Source organism: Acinetobacter sp. LMB-5, from assembly GCF_001541635.1.
GTDB classification, from domain to species: domain Bacteria; phylum Pseudomonadota; class Gammaproteobacteria; order Pseudomonadales; family Moraxellaceae; genus Acinetobacter; species Acinetobacter pittii.
Genome location: NZ_LRDR01000008.1, coordinates 214,803 through 236,845 on the forward strand (window position 1 = coordinate 214,803; position 22,043 = coordinate 236,845).

Genomic DNA, 22,043 nt, shown 5'->3' on the forward strand with positions numbered 1-22,043 from the left:
GCTGAATAATCAACCCTTTATACTACAGATTAAATTGTAAACTTTAAAGATTAAAGCGCAGCAATTTGCTCCATATTCGCTTTAACTTTCTCTAACTGAGCAGCAAACTCAGCAAGCTTCGCTTTTTCACCTTCAACAACCGCTGCTGGTGCTTTAGATACAAAGCCTTCGTTTGCAAGTTTGCCCGCAATTTGGTCATGTTGCTTTTGGATTTTATCTAAATCTTTTTGCAAACGAGCAAGCTCAGCTTTAGGGTCAATTAAACCTTTCATTGGTACAAATACCGATGCATGGCTTACAACGCTAGAGCAAGACAAAGGTGGTTCTTGGTCTTTATTCAAGAACTCAATGCTTTCAACTTTAGCCAATGCTTTGAACAATGCTTCAATACGAATAATTTGTTCACGTTCAGCATCAGATGTGTTTTGAAGTAATACTGGCAACAAGCGCGCATTACCTAAGCCCAACTCACCACGGATGTTACGTACGGCACCAATCAAACCTTGAAGCCATTGCATATCTGCTTCAGCTTGTTCATTGATTTTTGCTTGCTCAGGAATCGGGTATTGAGCAGTCATAATCGTTGGGCCGCCTTGACCAAGCATTGGTGCAAGAGTCTGCCAGATTTCTTCTGTCAAATATGGCATAAGCGGATGAGCCAAACGCAATGAAGCTTCCATCACAGCAAGTAATACACGGCGTACTTCAGCTTTACGCTCTTCTGAAACTTCTGCATCATTCAGAACTGGTTTAGTTAACTCAACGTACCAGTCACAGTATTCATTCCAGATAAAGTCGTAAATCGCTTGAGCAGCAAGGTCTAAACGATACGTTGCAAACGCTTGATGTACAGCAGCTTCTGCTTTTTGCAAACGGCTGATAATCCATTGTTCTGGAAGTTCCCATAGATCAGGACGCGCTTCTTGACCAACAGTTTGGCCTTCAACATTCATCAAAACGAAACGAGTTGCGTTCCAGATTTTGTTACAGAAGTTACGGTAGCCTTCAACACGTTTTAAGTCGAACTTGATATCACGACCAGTGTTTGCAAGTGCACAGAACGTGAAACGAACTGCGTCAGTACCATAAGCATTAATGCCTTCTGGGAACTCTTTACGCGTTGATTTTTCAATCTTCGCTGCATCTTTAGGGTTCATTAGGCCAGTTGTACGTTTTGCAACTAAGCTTTCTAAATCAATACCGTCAATCAAGTCTAATGGGTCAAGTACGTTACCTTTAGACTTCGACATTTTTTGACCTTCACCATCACGTACCAAGCCGTGAACGTAAACAGTCTTAAATGGAACTTGCGATGAACCATCTTCATTTTTCATAAAGTGCAAGGTCATCATGATCATGCGGGCAACCCAGAAGAAAATGATGTCAAAACCAGTCACCAACACATCTGTTGGGTGGAAAGTTTTTAAGAAATCATTTGCTGCATCTTTTTGTGCGTCGCCAGTCCAACCTAAAGTTGAGAATGTCCAAAGTGCAGATGAGAACCATGTATCAAGAACGTCTTCGTCTTGTTTAAGTTCAACGTCAGCAGCGATGTTATTTTTCGCGCGTACTTCTTCTTCGTTACGGCCAACATAGATGTTGCCATTTTCATCGTACCAAGCTGGAATACGGTGACCCCACCAAAGCTGACGTGAAATACACCAGTCTTGAATATCACGCATCCACGCCATGTACATGTTGCTGTACTGCTCTGGAACAAACTTAATACGGCCATCTTGAACTGCTTCAATTGCAGGCTCAGCAAGAGGCGCAATTTTTACATACCATTGGTCAGTCAATAATGGCTCAATGATCACACCTGAACGGTCACCGCGTGGCGCTTTTAAGTCATATGGTTGGATTTGATCTAACCAGCCTTCAGCTTCAGCTTGGGCAACTAATTTTTTACGTGCTTCAAAACGCTCTAAACCAGCATAGTCTGCAGGTGCAGTAATAGTTTTAGAAATTTGTTCGCCAGCTTTTGCAATATATTCAAACTCACCTAAAACTTCGGCGTTTTTGTTGAAGATATTAATGATAGGCAAGCTATTGCGTTTACCTAGGTCATAGTCATTGAAGTCGTGTGCAGGGGTAATTTTTACACAGCCAGTACCGAAGTCTTTTTCAACGTAGTCATCGGCAACGATTGGAATTAAACGACCAGTAATTGGCAATACGATGTTTTTACCAACAAGGTGTGCATAACGCTCGTCTTCAGGGTGAACAGCAACCGCAGTATCGCCCAGTAAAGTTTCAGGACGAGTTGTTGCAACCACTAAATAGTCTTTGCCGTCTTGAGTTTTAACTGATTTGTCTTCAAAGAAATATTTAAAATGCCAAAGTGAGCCTTTTTCTTCTTTGCTTTCTACTTCAAGGTCAGAAAGTGCTGTTTGCAGTTTAGGGTCCCAGTTTACTAGGCGCTTACCACGGTAAATTAAGCCGTCTTCGTGCAAACGAACGAATACTTCTTTAACTGCGTTTGATAAACCTTCGTCCATCGTGAAGCGTTCACGTGACCAGTCTACCGAAGAACCTAAACGACGGATTTGTTTCGTAATTGTGCCGCCAGATTGTTCTTTCCATTCCCAAACTTTTTCAATGAACTTTTCACGGCCTAAGTCGTGACGAGTTACACCTTGTAAGCCAAGTTGACGCTCAACAACCATTTGAGTTGCAATACCAGCATGGTCTGTACCTGGTTGCCACAACGTGTTTTTACCCATCATGCGGTTATAACGGGTGAGGGCATCCATAATGGCATTGTTAAAACCATGGCCCATGTGCAAACTACCAGTGACGTTTGGTGGCGGAATCATGATACAGAATGATTCACCGTGACCAGAAGGTTTAAAGTAACCTTGTTCTTCCCACGTTTTGTACCACTTCTTTTCGATCTCGGTTGGATCGTATGTGGTTGCAATATTTTGAGCGGTTTGAGCGTCAGTCATAGTAGCTTAGATCGAATATGCATAAAAAATTGCATCTATTGTAGCAAAAAAATGCCTCGAAATTAATGTGCTGAAAACAGATAAACGGTTTTGTATTTTTTTCAAAAAACGGTAGATTTATGAAAGATGGATCACAATTTAATCGTGTGGCGACACGGCACAAAAATTACAAAAGAATTGAAAAAGGATGTTGCTGATGAGTTATGAAGTTTTTTTGAAAATTTCCGATTCGACTTATACACAATTTGAGGCTATTCGGCAAAAACTGCATGATGGGGTAAGCCAAAGTCAGGCAAAACCTTTAGGCGATGTACTCTCTGATCTTTCTTGTGAAATTATTGAGCAGGTTTTTTCTGTGCTTTTACAGTCAGGAAATGCAAGCATGTCTCCAAAACAACAAGCTGAGTCTGAAAAAGTTATTCAGCAAGTTTTAGAGACTTTTCGAAAATACATGCCTTGGTCAGTTTCATTCTTTGGAAATGAACGTCTTTTACCCTTGGTTGACTACATGACATCCCTCATGAAAGAGCAAGAGCAGCAAGTTTATATTACCTATCCGGTCACGCTTCAACTTGTGCAACAAGCCCAAACCCTTACACAGCAAATTCGTGACGGTAATATGCAAAGTATTACGGCTGCATTTGAAACACTCATACAAATTGTGGATTTAGGCGTAACAAGCCTAGTACGTGAACCTAAAAAGCGTTTAAAATTTAATTTGGTTGTCGATAAAACTCTTAACGGAGTGATCAACATGACGACGCATTTGGGCTATAAACGTTTGGAAAAGTTAGGGACACAGGTCGATCAGACCACAGCAACTCATTATATCAACCACTTTTTGGCCTTCATGCATCAAGCAGCATAATTTAAAAAGATAATAGGAACATCACATGGCCAAACTTGATACTTTGCAAAATAAAGTGGTATGGATTACGGGTGCATCTTCTGGTTTGGGTAAGGCCTTAGCAGGGGAGTTGGCTTTACAAGGCGCAAAGTTGATTTTGACCTCGCGTCGTTTTGAAGAATTAGAAGAAGTGCGGGTTGGCTTATTAAATCCCGATCATCATTTGTCTGTGGTTGCAGATATTACTGATGAAAAGCAGGTTCAAGAAGCTTACAAGCAGATTTTAAAGGCGAAAGGTCGTATTGATTGGCTCATCAATAATGCAGGTTTGAGTCAACGCGCTTTAATTAAAGACACGACAATGGCAACCGAACGCGCCATCATGGAAGTCGATTATTTCTCACAAGTTGCACTCACCAAAACCGTCCTACCAACTATGCTAAAACAGAAGTCTGGCAGAGTTGTATTTGTGTCGAGTGTAGCGGGTTTATTAGGTACACAGTACCGTGCAAGCTACTCGGCTGCTAAAGCGGCAATTCACATGTGGGCAAATAGTTTACGTGCTGAGGTCTCAGATCAAGGTGTCGAAGTTTCGGTTATTTTCCCTGGTTTTGTAAAAACTAATGTTTCTTTCAATGCACTCAATGGCGCAGGGGAACCTCAAGGCCATCAAGATGAAGCAATTGAAAATGGTTTAGAGGCAGATGTTTTTGCCGAGCAAGCTGTAAAAGCGTTAGTACAGGGGCAAGAATATATTGTTGTGGGTGGGGCCAAAGAAAAACTAGGGGTGATGGTTTCTCGGATGTCACCAAAACTTCTTTATAAAATGATTCGGAAAACAAAAGTAAAATAAAAAAGTGATTTCGCCGTGCTAAATTGATGGAAAAGCCCGCATAGAAGGTTCGCCATGGATCAGGATTATCACCGTATTTTAGAAGTCGTCACGCGTTTTCAATTGGTCTTTGATCAGAAAAATTGGGATGCTTTTGATGAGTTGTTGGCAGATCAACTTGAGGTGGACTATTTCCAATTTAGAGGAGAGCCTTTATGTGTCGTGTCTTGTCATGAATATAAAGGTTCTCGGCAGCAAGCCTTATCCCATTTACGACTACAACACAATTTGAGCAATCCTCTAATTCGGATTGAACAAGATCAAGCATGGCTAGAATGTAATTATCAAATTTATCGTTTTTCAGAAAATGATTATTTTCATTCTTTTGGTCGTTATTATTTTACTTTGGCAAAACAACAAGACCGTTGGAAAATTACCCGAATTTGCCAACATTTAACTAAAAATATTGGTAATCCACGTATTCATTTTTCTGAGGTTGGGCAGTATTAATCTTTAACTGCTGTTCCATAAGCAAAAACTTCGACCATTCCGCCTTGCATTCCGAGTTCGGTTGTACTCAGCCGAACTCCCATAATATGAGTAGCACCGACACTTTGCGCTTGTTGTTTTAAACGTACAATCGCCTCTCGGCGAGCACGCTCAACAATACTTTCATAACTGGTTAGTCTTCCACCTAAAACATTTTTTATAGATGCCAATACATATTTAAAGTAATCATGAGAAATCACAACATTACTGCTAATAAAGTGGCCTAGCTGATCACTTGTTGCAAAGCGATTGGTATCAATTCTGATATGGGCAAATTGTTGCTCTTTTTCTAGAAGTTCATTCAAATGTTTTCGTTCAATATGGCGGCCAAAAGCCCAACCAATGCTGAAAAGAATGAGAAAAATAACAAGCTGAAAAATAAGATTGTCCATTTTCTACCTATGCATTAAATGGATCGGGTAGATGAGGTGCTTGAGGCTGCACAACCACTGCTGTGCCATACACAAATAACTCAGAAGCACCTTGTGCAATATTGGAAGTTGAAAAGCGAATACCCACAATTGCATTCGCACCAAGCTGTTGGGCTTTTACAATCATACGCTGCATGGCTTCTTGGCGAGATTCTTCTAATAATTCGGTATAACCCGTCAGTTCGCCACCCACGATATTTTTTAAACTTGCCATCAAGTCACGGCCAACATGCTTACTACGAACGGTACTTCCGTAAACAACATCCAGCTGCTTTACAATCTGGTGGCCTGGAACACTTTCTAAATTACTTAATAACATTGTTTTTTATCAATCTAAATTCTTAAGGTTTCAAGATAAAAAATATTCAGATGAGTTGCAATAAAAAAGCCCACCGAAGTGAGCTTTTATGAATAAGTTATTTAAAACTTATTGCTTTTTAAGTTCAGCACTAGATGGTTGATTAACCACTGTATCTGAAGTATTTGCTTTTAAACCACCACCTAGAGTTTTGTATAACTCGATTTGGTTGTTTAAGTTTGCTTGTTGAAGCAATAACAAACCTTGTTCTGCTGAATAAGATGAGCGCTGTGCATCAAGAACCGTCAAATAACTATCAATACCGGCACGGAAGCGGGCATTTGAAAGTGTGTAGTTGCGGTTAGTTGCTTCTACTAGACGTTGTTGAGCTGTTAAACGCTCACCAATGTTGGCACGAGTTGCAAGCGCGTCATTAACTTCGCGGAACGCAGACTGAACTGATTTTTCATAATCAGACAATGCAATTTTCTGATCAGTTTCAGAAATTTTCACATTGGCACGACGAGTGCCCCAGTCAAAGATTGGTAAGTCTAAGCTTGGACCAATTGACCATACAAAACCACCAGACTTAAATAGATCACTTAAGTCAGTTGATGCATAACCTGCAGAACCCGTTAAGCTAATGGTTGGGAATAAACGTGCTTTTGCAGCACCGATATTCGCACCAGCAGCGCTTAAGTTATATTCAGCAGCTTTTACATCTGGACGGTTGTTAAGTAAGTCGCTTGGTAAACCCGCTGTAAATACATTTTGTTGCGTAATGCGTTTTACAGGTTGGGTTGGTAACAAGTTTTGTGGAACTGATTGGCCAACTAACAAGTTCAACAAGTTTTGCGCTTGAGCAATCTGTGTTTTGTAGTTTGCTACATCATTACGCGCAGTTTCTACAGAAATCTGTGCCTGACGTAGTGGAACTTCACTGTCGATGCCCACATCAAAACGTTTTTTGTTGAGATTGTAAGAATCTTGCTGTGCTTTAAGTGTTTGCTCTGCAAGTCTTAAGTTGGCAGTTGCGAAAGAATAGTTCAACCATGCTTGAGCCACTTGACTGATTAGACTGATTTGAGTCGAATCACGTGCGCTTTGTGTTGCAAGATAACTATCTAACGCAGCATCTTTTAAGCTACGTACGCGGCCCCAAAAATCAAGCTCATAGGCAGTTACACCCAGACCTACTTGATAAGTAGAGTAGGGGTTATTCGGATCACGGCTTTGAGAAACCTGACGAATTGCACTACCACTTGCTCCGATTGTTGGAAGCTGATTGTTCTGTGTAATTCGATATTGCTGTTGAGCACGTTCGATATTGAGCGTTGCTGTACGTAAGTCGCGGTTGTTGGCAAGTGCCAAATCAATCACTCCGAGCAAACGAGGGTCAGCAAAGAACTGTTTGTAACCCTGTTCAGCAATAGACGTACCAGAAGCGCTATATGCATAGCTTTGTGGAATATCGGTTTTCACGACTGGTTCTGGGCCGCGCATGCTTTGACAAGCTGCCAAAGCAAGCGCAAGTGCAGATACCGCAATGCTACGACCTGAAATAGACCATACGTTTTGCATCACGATTTATGCTCCTGAGTGTTTATGGTTTTTGGTTTGTACTTAAAGATACTACGAATCCACACATAGAATACAGGGATAAAGAAGATACCTAAGAACGTTGCACTGAGTACGCCACCGAGTACACCGTAACCAACAGAGTGCTGACTTCCTGCACCTGCGCCTGTTGAAAGGGCAAGCGGAAGTACACCGAAACCGAAGGCAAGGGTAGTCATGATGATTGGACGTAAACGCATTTTTGCAGCATGTAAAGTTGCTTCAATCAGGTCTTCACCTTTTTCCTGCAGCTCTTTTGCGAACTCAACAATCAAGATCGCATTTTTTGCAGAAAGACCGATTACCGCGATCATCGCTACCTGGAAGTAAATGTTATTTGAGAGATTTGGATCTCCTTTAATAATCATACCCAAGTAAGTTAATACGATTGCACCAATAATACCGAGTGGTACTACAAGTAAAACCGAGAACGGAATAGACCAGCTTTCATACAATGCAGCCAAGCAAAGGAAAACGATTAACAATGAAAGCGCATATAAGAATGGAGCTTGAGCACCAGACTCACGTTCTTCAAGTGATAAACCTGTCCATTCATAGTCGAAACCTTGTAAGCCCATAGATGGTAACTTAGCAATAATTTCTTCCATCGCTTTCATCGAGTCACCAGAGCTCACGCCAGGTGCAGGTGTACCTTGAATGTTAACCGATGACACGCCGTTATAACGTTCAAGACGTGGAGAACCATATGTCCATTCGCCAGTAGCAAATGCAGAGAACGGTACCATTTCGCCTTTGTTATTACGTACATACCACTTGTTTAAGTCTTCAGGCATCATACGGCTACCCGCATCACCTTGAACATAAACTTTTTTCACACGGCCACGGTCAACGAAGTCGTTAATGTATGAGCCACCCCATGCAATACGCATTGTATTGTTAATTTCGGCAATACTCACACCCATCGCTCCAGCTTGAGCTTGGTCTACATTAATTTGATACTGAGGTGTATCTTCTTGACCATTAGGGCGAACACCCACAAGACGTTTATCTTGTGCAGCCAAACCTAAGATCGTATTACGTGCAGCAATAAGTTTCTCATGGCCTTGACCACTTGAATCTTTAAGTTGCAAGTTGAATCCGGCTGTTACACCGAGTTCAGGCATTGCTGGAAGCTGTAAAGGCATGATGTAAGATGCGTCTTTAACGATCATGTTCAATGCCATACCACGCTGAATCAATGCGCCAATTTGAGTTTCTGGTGAAGTACGTTCACTCCAGTCTTTCAATTTAACGAAGCCGATACCAGCATTTTGACCAACACCTGTGAATGAGAAGCCCGAAACGGTGAAAATCGATTCCACTGTATCTTTTTCATTCATGAAGAAGTTTGTCATGGTGTCAATCACTTTACCTGTACGGTCAAGCGTTGCATTTGGCGGTAATTGAACAAGTGTCATTACCACACCCTGATCTTCTTCTGGTAAGAATGAAGATGGGAGTTTTTGGAACAAGAACACTAATAAAGCAATAACTACAGCGTAAAGCACGCCAGAGAAGATTTTGCCCTTAAGCATGCGGTTAACACCATTTTGGTAGCTATGCGACATGCGGTCAAAACCATTGTTAAAGCCTCTAAAGAAACGAGCAAAAATATTATTGCTTGGTGCTTTATTTGGATCATGCTGTTTTAAAATGGTTGCACAAAGTGCCGGTGTAAATGTTAACGCTACAATTAACGACAGAACCATTGCTGTTACAAGGGTAATCGAGAACTGACGGTAAATTACACCAGTTGTACCACCAAAGAATGCCATTGGTACGAATACCGCTGTTAATACGCTTGTGATACCAATTAACGCGCCAGAAATCTGTTGCATTGATCGTGACGTCGCCGTGACCGGATCGGTATGATCTTCACTCATAACACGTTCGACGTTTTCGACCACAACGATGGCGTCATCGACCAGAAGACCAATTGCCAATACCATGGCGAACATGGTTAAGGTGTTAATTGAGAAGCCAAAGATATTAATAACAGCGAATGTACCTAACACCACAACAGGTACAGCAAGTGTTGGAATAATCGTTGCACGCCAGTTCTGTAAGAACAAGAACATGACAATGAATACTAAAACTACCGCTTCAATTAATGTGTGTACAACACTTTCAATTGAAAGACGAATAAATGGAGTCGTGTCATAAGCCAGTTTATCTGCAAGACCTGTTGGATAGTTCTTACGTAATTCAGATAAACGATGTTCAACAGCTTCTGCGGTATCAAGTGCGTTGGCACCAGTTGCAATTTTAATTGCAAGACCACCAGCAGGTTTACCGTTAAACTTCGAGTCAAACTGATAGTTATCAGAACCTAACTCTACACGCGCAACATCTTTTAAACGAACCTCAGCACCAGATGCTGTGTTCTTTAAGAAGATATTTTTAAACTGTTCAGGTGTTTGCAGCAAACTTTGTGCATTCACTGTTGCGTTAAGCACTTGGCCTTGTACAGCTGGTGCACCACCTAATTGACCTACTGCTACTTGTGAGTTTTGCGCTTGTAAAGCTGTCGCAATATCACTAGGAGTTAGTTGATAACTGGTTAACTTAGCTGGATCAAGCCAGATACGCATTGCGTATGAACCACCAAAGACTTGTACCTCACCCACACCAGCAACACGGCTAAGTGGTTCTTTAATTGATGAGTTTACGTAGTCTTTAATGTCTGAATCAGAAAGGCTGTTATCTGGTGAGTAGAATGCAATAACTTGCAAGAAGCTTGCACCAGATTTAGTTACTGTTACACCTTGACGCTGTACATCTTCAGGTAAAAGCGCAGTTGCAGATTGCAATTTGTTTTGAACCTGAACCTGTGCAATATCTGGATCAATACCTTGTTCAAAGTTTAATTGAATAGAGGCCTGACCGTTACCAGCACTGTTAGATGAAATGTAGCGTAAACCATCTAGACCATTCATTTGTTGTTCAATGATCTGGGTTACAGTGTTTTCAACAGTCTCAGCAGATGCACCAGGATAAGTTGCAGCAATTGTAACTGTCGGTGGTGCAATCGTCGGATACTGTGCAATAGGCATTTTTGTTAGCGTGAGAATACCTGCCAACATAATGACTAATGCAATCACCCACGCAAAAATGGGGCGATGAATAAAAAATTGTGCCATTCAATCTACCCCTTATGCATTAGATGCTTTCTGTTCTGCTTGAGGTTTACCTGATTGAGCCGGTTTTGTCGCATTTGGAGCTGCACCTTGTGGATTCGCTGGTTGAGCTTGGTAAGGTTTTGCTGAAACTTCTTGCCCTTCTTTAACTTTGGCAACACCGTCAACAATCACTTTATCACCAGCTTTAAGACCGTTAGTCACAATCCAGTTTTGTCCTTGAACACCAGAGGTTTCAACAGGACGACTCTCAACAGCACCTTTGGCATTAACAAGCATTGCTACAGCTTGACCTGTAGGTAAACGTGTAATTGCAGCTTGAGGAATCAGGTAAGCATTAGGAACTACACCTTGAACAATCTGTGCAGTGGTATACATGCCTGGAAGTAACAGATGATTCGGGTTCGAGAATACGGCACGTAAAGTAATCGTTCCTGTATCCTGATTTACAGAAGCATCAGAGAAAGCAAGTTGTCCTTCGATTGGGTAAGTTGAACCATCTTCGAGCTTCAATTTCACTTTCGTGTTGTTACTATTGTTCAAACTACCTTTGCTAAGTTGTTGACGTAAACGTAATAACTCGGCACTAGACTGGTTAATGTCAACATAGATCGGATCTAACTGTTGAATCGTCACTAACGGATCAGTTTGGTTGGCAGTCACTAAAGCACCAGCTGTTACAGAAGAACGTCCAGACTGACCAGAAATTGGTGAGCGAATTGTAGAGTAGCCAAGATCAACATTTGCATTCGTTACTTGAGCTTTTGCAGCAGAAACTTGTGCTTCGGCAACATTAACCTGACCAAGTAAGTCGTCATACTCTTGTTTAGATACAGCGTTACTTGAAACAAGTTGCTTATAACGGTTTAACTTAGTACGTAGTGAAGCTAGATTTGCCTGTTGTTGTAAAAGGGTAGCCTTTGCATTTTCAAGCGTTGCACGGTTAGTTCGAGAATCCAGTTCATATAGAGCCTGTCCTTCACGAACGTAACTTCCTTCAGCAAACAAGCGTTTTAAAATCACACCACTTGTTTGAGGGCGAACTTCAGAAATTTGATATGCTGAAGTACGGCCGGAGAGTTCAACGCTTTGTTCAACACTTTGTGGTTGAGCAACAATAACACCTACTTCTGCAGGCGGCATTTTCTGAGCAGCAGCAGCTTGCTGTTTCTCATCGGAGCCTTTGCTACAACCAACAAGTGCGATACTTGTTGCTAATGCGCAAGCAGTAAGGGCAGGAGCCCAAAGCTTAGCCGACATCATTGTTCCACCTCGTTTAGATAAAATCTAAAAATATATTTGTTTTCTACTTAACCTACTTTGTGTTTGTAATAACCAGAGCCAAAGCAGTGCAATCCAAATAAAACCTATGCCCCAACCGGCGAGTACATCTGTTGGAAAATGAACTCCAGCATATATTCTTGAAAGCCCCATGCAGATAAACCAAAGACAGGAAATCAAAATGATATAAGGAGAGTTAGTGTTGGGCTTATGGCATAACATTATCATTGCCATACAAGCCAGTGTTGATGCATAAACACTATGTGCACTTGGGAACGATGCACCATAACTTTCGACAATATGATATACCTGTGGAGGTCTTGGACGGTCAACACACCACTTGAGCAGCCAACCCGTGATGATACTGCCAAGAACACCCACGCTAATGAAAATAACAGTAATATATTTTTTATACCATGCTTGATATATACACACCAATAAGGATAAAAAACATACAAAAGGCATACCACCTACACGTGCTAGAAAAGTCGTAATAGAGTTAAGATAATCTGATCGATTTTCACTCAATATTTGAACGGTGAGAAGATCCAAAGATTGAAGTCTTGGTACAAAAAGACCAAGAACACCTAATCCTAAAAAAATACAACCAATAAAAAGCAATAAATAGGGCATGTATATACCTTTGCTTGTTCAAGCAGTGTCTACTACTGAAAGCCGTTAAAAGTGTACTTGCCAGTACACTTTTTTTCAAGCCTGATAGATCATCGTAAATTCATTTTGAAAATTTTTTAACATTTGGAAAAACAATCACAACAAAATTGACGAAAATCACATTTTGTGTACAAGGCAAAATTTTTAGTGGTCTGCTTTTTTTCCGTTATTTGTTGAGGTATTTTCTTCAAGTTCTAATGGTTGTTTTGGTGGCCAGAAAAAATCGCTTGGACGAGTTAAAAAATGGGTCATGACCAATTTGGCTAAAGGTTTCCATTGTTCAAAGCGGACTCGACGCGCTCGTAATGCCACAATAATCGTTAAGGTGAAACTCACAAATAAGTTAGTGAGACCAATGCATAGCACACCAAGAAAGGACACGATAATCAGTCCGATATCTGGGCTGCCGTTAATAGTCATTAAACCTTGAATAAAGTTAGCGGATGCAAAGGCAATATGGCGAATATCTAAAGGTAGACCTAGGATAAAGCCTATAGTTCCCATACTTCCTAACATAATACCGAATAAGAAGTTACCGGCTAACGCACCTAAATTACGTTCAATATATTCAGCAAAATGGTTAAGGCGATCTTGGCCAAACCAACTAGCTAAACGGCGATGTGCTCTTAGACGCGGGCCGACTTTTCGGTAAACAGCCATATTGTCAAAGTATCCTGCAATGAGACCTGACAAAAACAGACATACTCCAGCAATTGCGGCATGTGGCACGGCTAATGACGTAAAGGGGTTTAGACTGTGTAGAAGATAAGTTGCTTTAGTATGGGTTAATAACGGTTCATCAAGGTAAAACTGCCAAGCAAAAGTGATGAGTGCAGCAGTAGGAATTGCAATTGAAATATTGCCTAAAATAGCAATAAATTGCGTTCGGATAATATTAATAATAAGCGCCGCTAATTCCGCAATTTGAGCCGTTTTAGAGCCTTTACGTTGCTGTACTGTTGCAGCAAGAGCAGCTGCCGTCATAGCAGGTTGCTTGGTCGCGACTGTAAAATGCAGAACATGAATCAGAATGAAACCTAGGGAATAATTCATACTGAAAGTAAAGGCTTGCATGAGCGGGGCCATTGTCATTCTTGCAGCAAGAATTTTTAAAGATGCCATAAAGGCAATAATGACACCTGCACCAGCGGCAGCTTTATACATTCCCCAAAAGCCTTTGGTATCTGTACTTACGTAATGTTCACCTGTTCGGCTAGCATTTTCTGTAACCTGAAAGGCAATGAGTTCACTAGTCGTACTGAGTAATGAGCGTACACTTTTTTCGCTGTAATGTGCCTTGGTTAAATCGGAAATCAGATGTCCTAAAGAAACATATTTTCCTTTAGTGTTATCTACGACCAGATAAAGTAATAACTCAATTCGATCAAGACATTGCTCAAGTAATGACAGTAAGTAAGTCAAACTTAAGCTGACACCAATTCTTTTGGTCGCACGGCGAATCTTTAAAACCACATCTCGGCATTGTTCCAACATAACAAATGCTTGTGATGCATCGGGCGGGGAAATAACTGCAATTTCATGTTCAGAAATTTCTTGTTTTTTATACTTTTCAATAAACTCAATAATTTCACGGTTCTGAACTAAAAACGGCGACTCATATTCTGTTAATTCTGGCTGAGCGTTAATAAATTCGGGATAAAGACCAATTCCACTAATTCGATAGGATAGGACTGTAATGGCTTTAATCATTTCACTTTGAATAACTAACTTCTCATCGACATTACTCTGGCTTTGCCCAATAAGACTAAATAAATTTGCCCAATCTTCATCATCAATATTATTGAGCCAGATTTTGTCACTCTCTAGATAGAAAATTTTTCCAATTAATATTTTGAGTTGGCTAGAGTCTTCGATTAACGGTAAAAAATGTGCTCCGAGTCTTTGCCCAAGCTGGTTCCAGAAACCATCTAAAGACAAGATTCCGCTATCGGCATATAAACTAACTTGCTTATAGTGATTAATTAAACGTAATAAAAAAGTTTGTAGTAAGAAGGGCGCTGTAGGTGTGCGCAAAAGACTTTCAATAAAAGCCTGTATTTTTTTCTTAATTTCATCCGTATCTTGTGGGTTGGATGGCCGGATGACATTGACGAGTTCAATCAGTAGATTTTCATCAATGACAGCTCGAGGATCCTCAAGCTGTTTCTCTATTTTTAAAAAAAGATCTGAAAAATTTATATGCATAGGCAAAATAATATCTATTGTATTCGATGTAACGCAAGCTGAGTTAAGTTAATCAAAGCCTGACGATACGGTGTATCGGGTAGGTTTGATAAAGCTTGCAGTGCTGCTTCTGTTTCTTCTTGGGCACGTTGGTTGCAATAATCTAAAGCACCAGACTTCTGTACAATTTCGATGACCTGAGATAGTTGGTCTACTCCACCGGTTGCGATACTGCGACGAATAATCGCATGCTCTTCACCTGTTGAGCGTGCTAATGCAGAAATTAACGGTAAAGTTGGCTTACCTTCCATTAAATCATCACCAATATTTTTACCTAATGTTTCAGCATCAGAGGTGTAGTCTAAAATATCATCAATAATTTGGAATGCATTACCAAAATGACCAGCAAACAATCTTAATGGCTCACGGTACGCTTCTTGCCCCGCCAAAATAGCAGCACCTTCTGTAGCCAGCTCAAACAGGCGAGACGTTTTACCATGAATAATTTTTAAATAAGTTTCTTCAGTTGTATCTGGTTGATGCTGCGATTGAAGTTGTAATACTTCACCTTCAGCAATTTCACATGTACCTGTTGAAAAGTCTTTCAATAAAGTCATGTTGTTTAAATCGACTAGTAAATCGAAAGCACGAGCAATCAAGAAGTCTCCGACTAAAACAGCTGTCTGATTGTTCCATGTCGCATTTGCTGTAGGGCGACCACGACGAAGCCCAGATTCATCTACCACATCATCATGGACCAGTGTCGCGGTATGTAACATTTCAATGATTGCAGCTAAACGCTGTGCATTTGCCATGTTATCTAAACCACAAGCACGTGCTGCAAGCAAACACATGATTGGACGCATACGCTTTCCGCCAGCTTCAACGACGTGTTTGCTGACAGACATGACTAAACCGACTTTTGAGCTAATTCCTTCATTAATCAAGTGATCCATCGCAGCGAAGTCTGAAGCAACAGGCGCAAGAATGTCTTGCTTGAAATCGATGACCATATGAAGAAAAACCCCGTATTGGTAGATAAGTGGCGTTAGTGTATCAATTAAAGATGTGTTGCACAGGTTAACAAGTGGCTGATATTAATCATTTCTATTGTTTTTAAGCGTTTTTTGTTCTTTATTTAAGCAAAATACGATGTTTTCGGCAAAACAATAAATTTAATGACATCAGCATTAATACAACTTGTTCTTGACGCAATTTGTGTTTGGAACTGTATTTTAATTTTCATTCAGAATCAATGAAAACTGCTAAATTCCAGTCCAAGCTGTTTGATTTTGTAAGAATAGGGGATCATGCTTTACTGATATATAGAAAATACTTGTCGTTTGATCAAATTTCACTTAAAATCTGTCGCCTTGTATAACCCCAGTGGCGATCGTTTTAAGATCGATATATCCCTTTATCGACACGACGACACGGGCTGATTGGAGTACATTATGTACGCAGTAATCCAAAGCGGTGGTAAACAGCACCGTGTAGTTGAGGGTGAAACCCTTAAAGTTGAATTATTGAAAGCTGAATCTGGTGCGACTATTACATTTGATGATGTATTAATGGTTGTAAACGGTGACAACATTCAAATCGGTGCTCCAGTTGTAGCTGGCGCTAAAGTAACTGCAGAAGTGATTGGTCATGGTCGTCACGACAAAATCCGCATCATCAAAATGCGTCGTCGTAAACACTACCGTAAACAACAAGGTCACCGTCAATGGTTCACTGAGTTGAAAATTACTGGTATTTCAGGCTAATCACGAGGAGTAAGAGACATGGCAACTAAAAAAGCCGGTGGATCGACGAAGAACGGTCGTGATTCAAACCCAAAAATGTTAGGTGTTAAAGTTTACGGCGGTCAAGCTGTAACTGCTGGTAACATCATCGTTCGTCAACGTGGTACAGAGTTCCACGCTGGTGCAAATGTTGGTATGGGCCGTGACCATACTTTATTTGCTACTGCTGACGGCGTAGTAAAATTCGAAGTGAAAGGTCAATTTGGCCGTCGCTACGTAAAAGTTGAAACTGTATAAGTTTTAGCTCGAAAAAAGCCCACATTTTGTGGGCTTTTTTTATGGTATTTATTTTTATTCATCTTCATCATGATGAATGAAATTCTACAAACAACATGAATAACATAACAAAATATCTTATTTTCTCAATGATTAGCACAGAGTTTGTCGGTTAATATGAGTCTTGAATTAAGAGCTTACTCAGTTTCATAACTATGAAAGAGAGTAAGTTGTCTTACAGCAACTAAAAAGGTGATGACATGAATATGCTTCGTAAAACTATGTGTGCTATTACACTTAGCGCGTCAGTGCTTGCTCCTGTAATGAGTACTACAGTGTTTGCTGCGCCTGTAGCAGCACCGGAGCAACAGGCAATTGGGAACCTGGTTAATCAGTTATCAGGTTTACAGCGTTTGACTGCCGACTTTGAACAAACAACTAAAGCCAATACAAAAACTGTGGCACAGAAAAAGAGTTTAAGTGCACAGCATATGAACCAGACATTTAAAGGCTCAATGAAAGTTGAGCGTCCGGGGAAATTTTATTGGGAAACAGTAAGTCCTGCTAAACAAACTATTGTAACGAGCGGAAAAACAGTATGGATCTATGATCCGGATTTACAACAAGCGGTCCGCCAAAGCTTAGATGATCAGGTTGCAGATACACCAGCATTATTACTCTCTGGTAATACCAACCAAATCATGAAGTCTTATCGTGTAACACAACCCGATAAATCTAAACTTTATTTCACATTATTCCCTAAAAAAGAAGATGGGGCATTCCAAAGCTTAACGATTAGCTTCGGAGCAAATAAAGCGCCTACACTTATGGTATTACAAGACTCATTAGGTCAAACCACCTATGTACGCTTTAAGAACGTTAAAGTAAATGCTTCAATTCCGGCATCAGTCTTTAACTTTACACCGCCAAAAGGTACAGATGTTATTGACCAATAATTAAAGCCTCTTCAAAAAAGCTACCGTAAAAGGTAGCTTTTTTTTATATAAGAGAGGCAGATACATTTTTTAACCCCGTCTTATTCTTACGCTTTGTATAGTGTTAGAGGTAAATTCATGGGGATTATTATGCGACTTTACGATAAGAAAATTATTTTTATTCTTCCATTAATGGCTGCAATGGCAATGGTGACGGGTTGCCAACCAAAGTCGGCAGCCAAAGAAGAGCAGGCTGCTTCGACTGCAAAAGTTAAAGAAACGAAAGAGGCTGGTGTTCCTGTAATTCAAGCAAAAGTAATCCCAGTAAAATTGCCAAAATCAAAAGTTTGCTTAGAAGATGGTTGTACTGAGTATGATTTTCAAACAGTACAGACCAATCAAAAATGGATTAATGATTACTTCACCAATCGTATAAAGAAAGCAGATCCGAATGCTTTTGCAAATTTAGCCGATCAACCAGTTGAAGTACCTGAAGGTGAACCAAATTCAAGTCAAAGTGCAATTTATGTTCGCTATTTAGGGCAAAACTATAATCTTGCCACCTTTGCATTACAGACTTATTCATACTCAGCTGGTGCTGCACACGGCATGTCTCATCAAGAATTTGTAAATTTTGATTTGTTAAATAAAAAGCACATTACTGTTGAAGAGCTTATAAAGCCAGATGTTGAAAAACAGTTGGTTGATGCACTTTTTGAAGCAAATACAAATTGGCTTCAAGCACATAATATTAGCCGTGAAAAACTTCAGCTAAGCGATAATTTTTACTATGGTGCTAATGGCATTGTATTTGTCTATCCAATTTATGAGCTAGCTTCATATGCAGAGGGAATGTCTGAATTAACGCTGCCGTATTTTGAGGCGAATAAGTTCATTAAACCTGAGTACTTACCAAGTGTGCCAAACTATAACTTGTAAAACTGGTGATCTATTCTAACAATTGTGTGAAAGCTATTCGTTATGAAGATGATCACTATATTTTTTAGTGTTAAGGCCTTACACTATAGCCAGTTTTTTACCCATATTATGATTGATTATGATCGACCCTAAGTTACTCAGAAATAATATTGAAGCCGTTAATGCGGCTTTGGCAAAACGCGGTGTTCAATTAGATGTTCAAGAATGGGCTTCTTTAGAAACTCGCCGTAAAGATTTGCAATCAAAAACTGAAAAATTGCAGGCAGAACGTAATGCCGGTGCAAAACAAGTGGGTCAGATTAAAAAATCCGGTGGTGATGCTTCTGAAATCATGGCGCGTATGCAAGCCATTGGCGACGAAATCAAAGCTGCTGAAGTTGCTTTGTCAGAGTTACAAAACGAGATTGAACAAAAAGCGCTGAGTATTCCTAACTTACCAGATGAGTCTGTTCCTGCTGGTAAAGATGAAGATGATAACGTTGAAATCTCAAAATGGGGTACGCCTCGTCAGTTTGATTTTGAAATCAAAGATCATACTGATTTAGGTGAGTGGATGGGTGGTTTAGAGTTTGAAACCGCTACTAAATTGACTGGTTCACGTTTTAGCGTATTGAAAGGTTCTTTAGCACGCCTACAACGTGCATTAACACAGTTCATGCTTGATACCCATACTTTAAAGAATGGCTATACAGAAGCTTACGTGCCTTATTTGGTCAATGCTGATTCACTTCGTGGTACTGGTCAGTTGCCAAAATTTGAAGAAGATTTATTCAAACTTCAAGGTGAAAAAGAATATTACCTCATCCCTACAGCAGAAGTTCCAGTTACTAACTTCGTTCGCGATGAGATTATTGATACCGAACGTTTGCCTTTAAAATATGCAGCGCATACGCCATGTTTCCGTAGTGAAGCTGGTTCTTATGGTCGTGATACCCGTGGTTTAATTCGTCAGCATCAATTTGATAAAGTTGAGATGGTGCAAATCGTTAAACCTGAAACATCTATGCAAGCACTTGAAGAGCTTACTGCACATGCTGAGGGCATTTTGCAGGCACTAGGTTTGCCATACCGCAAGATTTTGCTTTGTGGTGGTGACATGGGCTTTGGTGCAACTAAGACTTACGACTTAGAAGTTTGGGTTCCAAGCCAAAATACTTATCGTGAAATCTCTAGTTGCTCTAATATGGGTGATTTTCAGGCACGCCGCATGAAAGCACGCTACAGAATGGATCAAAAGAAGATCGAATTGGTGCACACACTAAATGGTTCTGGTCTGGCAGTTGGACGTACTTTGCTTGCTGTAATGGAAAATTACCAACGTGAAGACGGTTCTATCGAGATTCCAGAAGTATTACGCCCATATATGGGTGGTGCAACGTTTATTGACTAAGCTTTGCATCTAAATTGTGCACGGTTTTTGCTTAATCCAAATCAGATGATTAATGTAGAGGTTTAAGGTGGATATTTTTCCAATCTCTTTAAAGTTGCAACAGCAACATTGTCTGATTGTAGGTGGTGGGCATATTGCATTGCGCAAAGCAAACCTTTTAGCCAAAGCGGGAGCAGTAATCGATATTATTGCTCCTGCAATTGAAGAGCAGCTTTTACAGTTAGTCAAAACGACAGGCGGAGAGTATTTTGCCGAGTCCTTTGCTGAAAAAATATTAAATACACCATATCGATTAGTGATTGCTGCAACTAATGATGCACAAGTGAATAAAGCTGTTTTTGAACAATGTGAAGCGCGTAATTTATTGGTCAATAGTGTTGATGATATTCCACATTGCCGCTTTATGGTTCCAGCTATTATTGATCGTTCTCCGTTAATTATTTCTGTCGCTTCAAATGGTGCATCACCAGTTTTATCAAGACAACTTCGTACTCAAATAGAAACAATTGTGCCGCATGGCATGGGTAAGTTGGCTGAGTTTTCTGGTCAGTGGCGTAAGCAGGTAAAAGAAAAAATTCCCAATCCAGATGAGCGTCGGATTTTTTGGGAAAACCTCTATGCTAGCCCATTGAAAGAACAAGTTTTCAATGACAATTTAGAAGTTGCAAATGGTTTGATTCAGCAAGCCTTAACAGAATGGACTGCACCTAAAGGTGAAGTTTATTTGGTAGGCGCTGGACCGGGTGATCCAGAGTTACTGACACTAAAAGCATTACGTCTTATGCAGCAAGCTGATGTTGTGATTTATGATCGTCTTGTTTCTGCACCCATTTTAGAGCTTTGCCGTCGTGATGCGACTAAAATTTATGTCGGTAAAGCCCGTTCAAATCACTCCGTTCCCCAAGATGGTATTAATGCTTTACTAGTTGAATATGCTCAAAAAGGAAAGCGTGTTTGTCGTTTAAAGGGTGGTGATCCATTTATCTTTGGACGTGGTGGTGAAGAGATTCAAGAGCTCGTTGAGGCGAATGTCACTTTCCAAGTTGTACCAGGTATAACAGCAGCATCAGGCTGTTCAGCTTATGCGGGTATCCCATTAACACATCGTGATTATGCACAAAGTGTTCGTTTCTTGACTGGGCATTTAAAGGAAGGTTCACCTGAACTTCCTTGGAATGAGTTGGTTTATGAAAATCAAACTTTGGTTTTATATATGGGGCTAGTTGGTTTAGAACGCATTTGTGAGCAACTTATTGCTCATGGTCAACGTGCTGATATGCCGGTAGCTTTAATCTCTAAGGGAACCACACCAGACCAGAAAGTTGTAGTTGGAACATTAGCTGATATCGCAACAAAAGTGTCTGAACATAATATCGTAGCACCGACTTTAACCATTATTGGTGAAGTGGTGAATTTACGTGAACAGTTAAAATGGCAATAAGTTCATTTGAGTTTATTGCTGGTTATTAAAGTCGAGAAAATTTGTGATTCATGTTGTCCTTTACGAGCCTGAAATTCCTGCCAATACAGGCAATATCATTCGTTTATGTGCTAATACTGGTGCACAGTTACATCTAGTCAAGCCTTTGGGTTTCGAGCTAGATGATAAAAAGCTCAAACGAGCAGGCCTTGATTATCATGAATGGGCACGTATGCAAATTTGGGACAACATAGAACTTTGCCTTGCTGACCTGAAAGCTAAAGGGGTTGAGCATGTTTTTCCACTCACCACTAAAGGTTCTGCAACTCCGCATACAGTTGATTTGAATCGACCTGTGGCTTTACTGATGGGACCAGAAACACGCGGTTTGCCTGAGCATGTTCGCTTGATGTTCCCACAAGAACAGTGGATTCGTTTGCCGATGGCGGAAAACTCAAGAAGTTTAAATTTATCTAATGCAACAGCTGTGATTGTTTATGAAGCATGGCGTCAGCAGGGTTTTAAAAACTTAGCATAAGTTA

General features: G+C 40.4%; 19 protein-coding genes. 10 read left to right on the forward strand and 9 right to left on the reverse strand.

Features of this window, described 5'->3' with window-relative positions:
- Window positions 1–50: 50 nt before the first annotated feature.
- On the reverse strand, window positions 51–2,948 hold the full coding sequence (locus AW165_RS13150) for a valine--tRNA ligase (protein ID WP_044101603.1): 2,898 nt from the start codon (window positions 2,946–2,948) through the stop codon (window positions 51–53).
- A gap of 196 nt (window positions 2,949–3,144) precedes the next feature.
- Here AW165_RS13150 and AW165_RS13155 point away from each other — a divergent pair, with 196 nt between their 5' ends.
- Genes AW165_RS13155 through AW165_RS13165 form a run of 3 tightly spaced genes read left to right on the forward strand, consistent with a single transcriptional unit; the run spans window position 3,145 to window position 5,137 of the window.
- A complete protein-coding gene (locus tag AW165_RS13155) occupies window positions 3,145–3,816 on the forward strand; it encodes a hypothetical protein (protein ID WP_060466089.1) in 672 nt (223 codons plus the stop codon).
- Window positions 3,817–3,841: 25 nt separating this feature from the next.
- A complete protein-coding gene (locus AW165_RS13160; protein ID WP_005064503.1) occupies window positions 3,842–4,648 on the forward strand; it encodes an SDR family NAD(P)-dependent oxidoreductase in 807 nt (268 codons plus the stop codon).
- Between the two features lie 54 nt (window positions 4,649–4,702).
- Window positions 4,703–5,137, forward strand: a complete 435-nt coding sequence (locus AW165_RS13165; protein WP_017402613.1) for a nuclear transport factor 2 family protein — start codon at window positions 4,703–4,705, stop codon at window positions 5,135–5,137.
- Here the strand turns inward: AW165_RS13165 and AW165_RS13170 are convergent.
- The 8 genes from AW165_RS13170 to sdsA form a co-directional block, all read right to left on the reverse strand.
- Entirely contained in the window at window positions 5,134–5,568 is a 435-nt protein-coding gene (locus AW165_RS13170) for a YbjQ family protein (protein ID WP_002116525.1), read from the reverse strand. The two genes, AW165_RS13165 and AW165_RS13170, sit on opposite strands and share 4 nt — an antisense overlap.
- A gap of 7 nt (window positions 5,569–5,575) precedes the next feature.
- A complete protein-coding gene (locus tag AW165_RS13175; RefSeq protein WP_002116377.1) occupies window positions 5,576–5,926 on the reverse strand; it encodes a YbjQ family protein in 351 nt (116 codons plus the stop codon).
- A gap of 108 nt (window positions 5,927–6,034) precedes the next feature.
- Entirely contained in the window at window positions 6,035–7,486 is a 1,452-nt protein-coding gene (gene adeK, locus AW165_RS13180; protein ID WP_060466090.1) for a multidrug efflux RND transporter outer membrane channel subunit AdeK, read from the reverse strand.
- The gene (gene adeJ / locus AW165_RS13185; RefSeq protein WP_060466091.1) at window positions 7,486–10,662 is read right to left on the reverse strand and encodes a multidrug efflux RND transporter permease subunit AdeJ; all 3,177 of its coding nucleotides are present in this window, start codon (window positions 10,660–10,662) and stop codon (window positions 7,486–7,488) included. Before adeJ ends, adeK begins: the two co-directional genes overlap by 1 nt.
- 12 nt (window positions 10,663–10,674) lie before the next feature.
- Window positions 10,675–11,922: a multidrug efflux RND transporter periplasmic adaptor subunit AdeI gene (gene adeI / locus AW165_RS13190; RefSeq protein ID WP_002116482.1), complete on the reverse strand. Its 1,248-nt coding sequence runs from the start codon at window positions 11,920–11,922 to the stop codon at window positions 10,675–10,677.
- 24 nt (window positions 11,923–11,946) lie between these two features.
- Window positions 11,947–12,573 carry a phosphatase PAP2 family protein gene (locus AW165_RS13195; RefSeq protein WP_005064516.1) on the reverse strand — a complete coding sequence of 209 codons (627 nt, stop codon included), beginning with the start codon at window positions 12,571–12,573 and terminating at the stop codon, window positions 11,947–11,949.
- Window positions 12,574–12,756: 183 nt separating this feature from the next.
- On the reverse strand, window positions 12,757–14,817 hold the full coding sequence (locus AW165_RS13200) for a site-specific recombinase (protein WP_060466092.1): 2,061 nt from the start codon (window positions 14,815–14,817) through the stop codon (window positions 12,757–12,759).
- Window positions 14,818–14,831: 14 nt separating this feature from the next.
- A complete protein-coding gene (gene sdsA, locus AW165_RS13205; RefSeq protein WP_002116233.1) occupies window positions 14,832–15,809 on the reverse strand; it encodes an All-trans-nonaprenyl-diphosphate synthase in 978 nt (325 codons plus the stop codon).
- A gap of 441 nt (window positions 15,810–16,250) precedes the next feature.
- Here sdsA and rplU point away from each other — a divergent pair, with 441 nt between their 5' ends.
- From rplU to AW165_RS13240, 7 genes are all read left to right on the forward strand, one after another.
- The gene (gene rplU / locus AW165_RS13210) at window positions 16,251–16,562 is read left to right on the forward strand and encodes a 50S ribosomal protein L21 (protein WP_000271409.1); all 312 of its coding nucleotides are present in this window, start codon (window positions 16,251–16,253) and stop codon (window positions 16,560–16,562) included.
- A gap of 18 nt (window positions 16,563–16,580) precedes the next feature.
- Window positions 16,581–16,838, forward strand: coding sequence for a 50S ribosomal protein L27 (gene rpmA / locus AW165_RS13215; protein WP_002116037.1), 258 nt, complete (start codon window positions 16,581–16,583; stop codon window positions 16,836–16,838).
- A gap of 239 nt (window positions 16,839–17,077) precedes the next feature.
- Window positions 17,078–17,773: an outer membrane lipoprotein chaperone LolA gene (gene lolA / locus AW165_RS13220; RefSeq protein ID WP_004789378.1), complete on the forward strand. Its 696-nt coding sequence runs from the start codon at window positions 17,078–17,080 to the stop codon at window positions 17,771–17,773.
- A gap of 117 nt (window positions 17,774–17,890) precedes the next feature.
- The gene (locus AW165_RS13225; protein WP_060466093.1) at window positions 17,891–18,691 is read left to right on the forward strand and encodes an RsiV family protein; all 801 of its coding nucleotides are present in this window, start codon (window positions 17,891–17,893) and stop codon (window positions 18,689–18,691) included.
- Between the two features lie 118 nt (window positions 18,692–18,809).
- Window positions 18,810–20,081 carry a serine--tRNA ligase gene (gene serS, locus AW165_RS13230; RefSeq protein ID WP_060466094.1) on the forward strand — a complete coding sequence of 424 codons (1,272 nt, stop codon included), beginning with the start codon at window positions 18,810–18,812 and terminating at the stop codon, window positions 20,079–20,081.
- Window positions 20,082–20,148: 67 nt separating this feature from the next.
- Entirely contained in the window at window positions 20,149–21,522 is a 1,374-nt protein-coding gene (gene cysG / locus AW165_RS13235) for a siroheme synthase CysG (protein ID WP_060466095.1), read from the forward strand.
- A gap of 43 nt (window positions 21,523–21,565) precedes the next feature.
- Window positions 21,566–22,039 (forward strand): tRNA (cytidine(34)-2'-O)-methyltransferase, encoded by a 474-nt coding sequence (locus AW165_RS13240; protein ID WP_060466096.1) that lies wholly within the window; start codon window positions 21,566–21,568, stop codon window positions 22,037–22,039.
- Window positions 22,040–22,043: the final 4 nt, after the last annotated feature.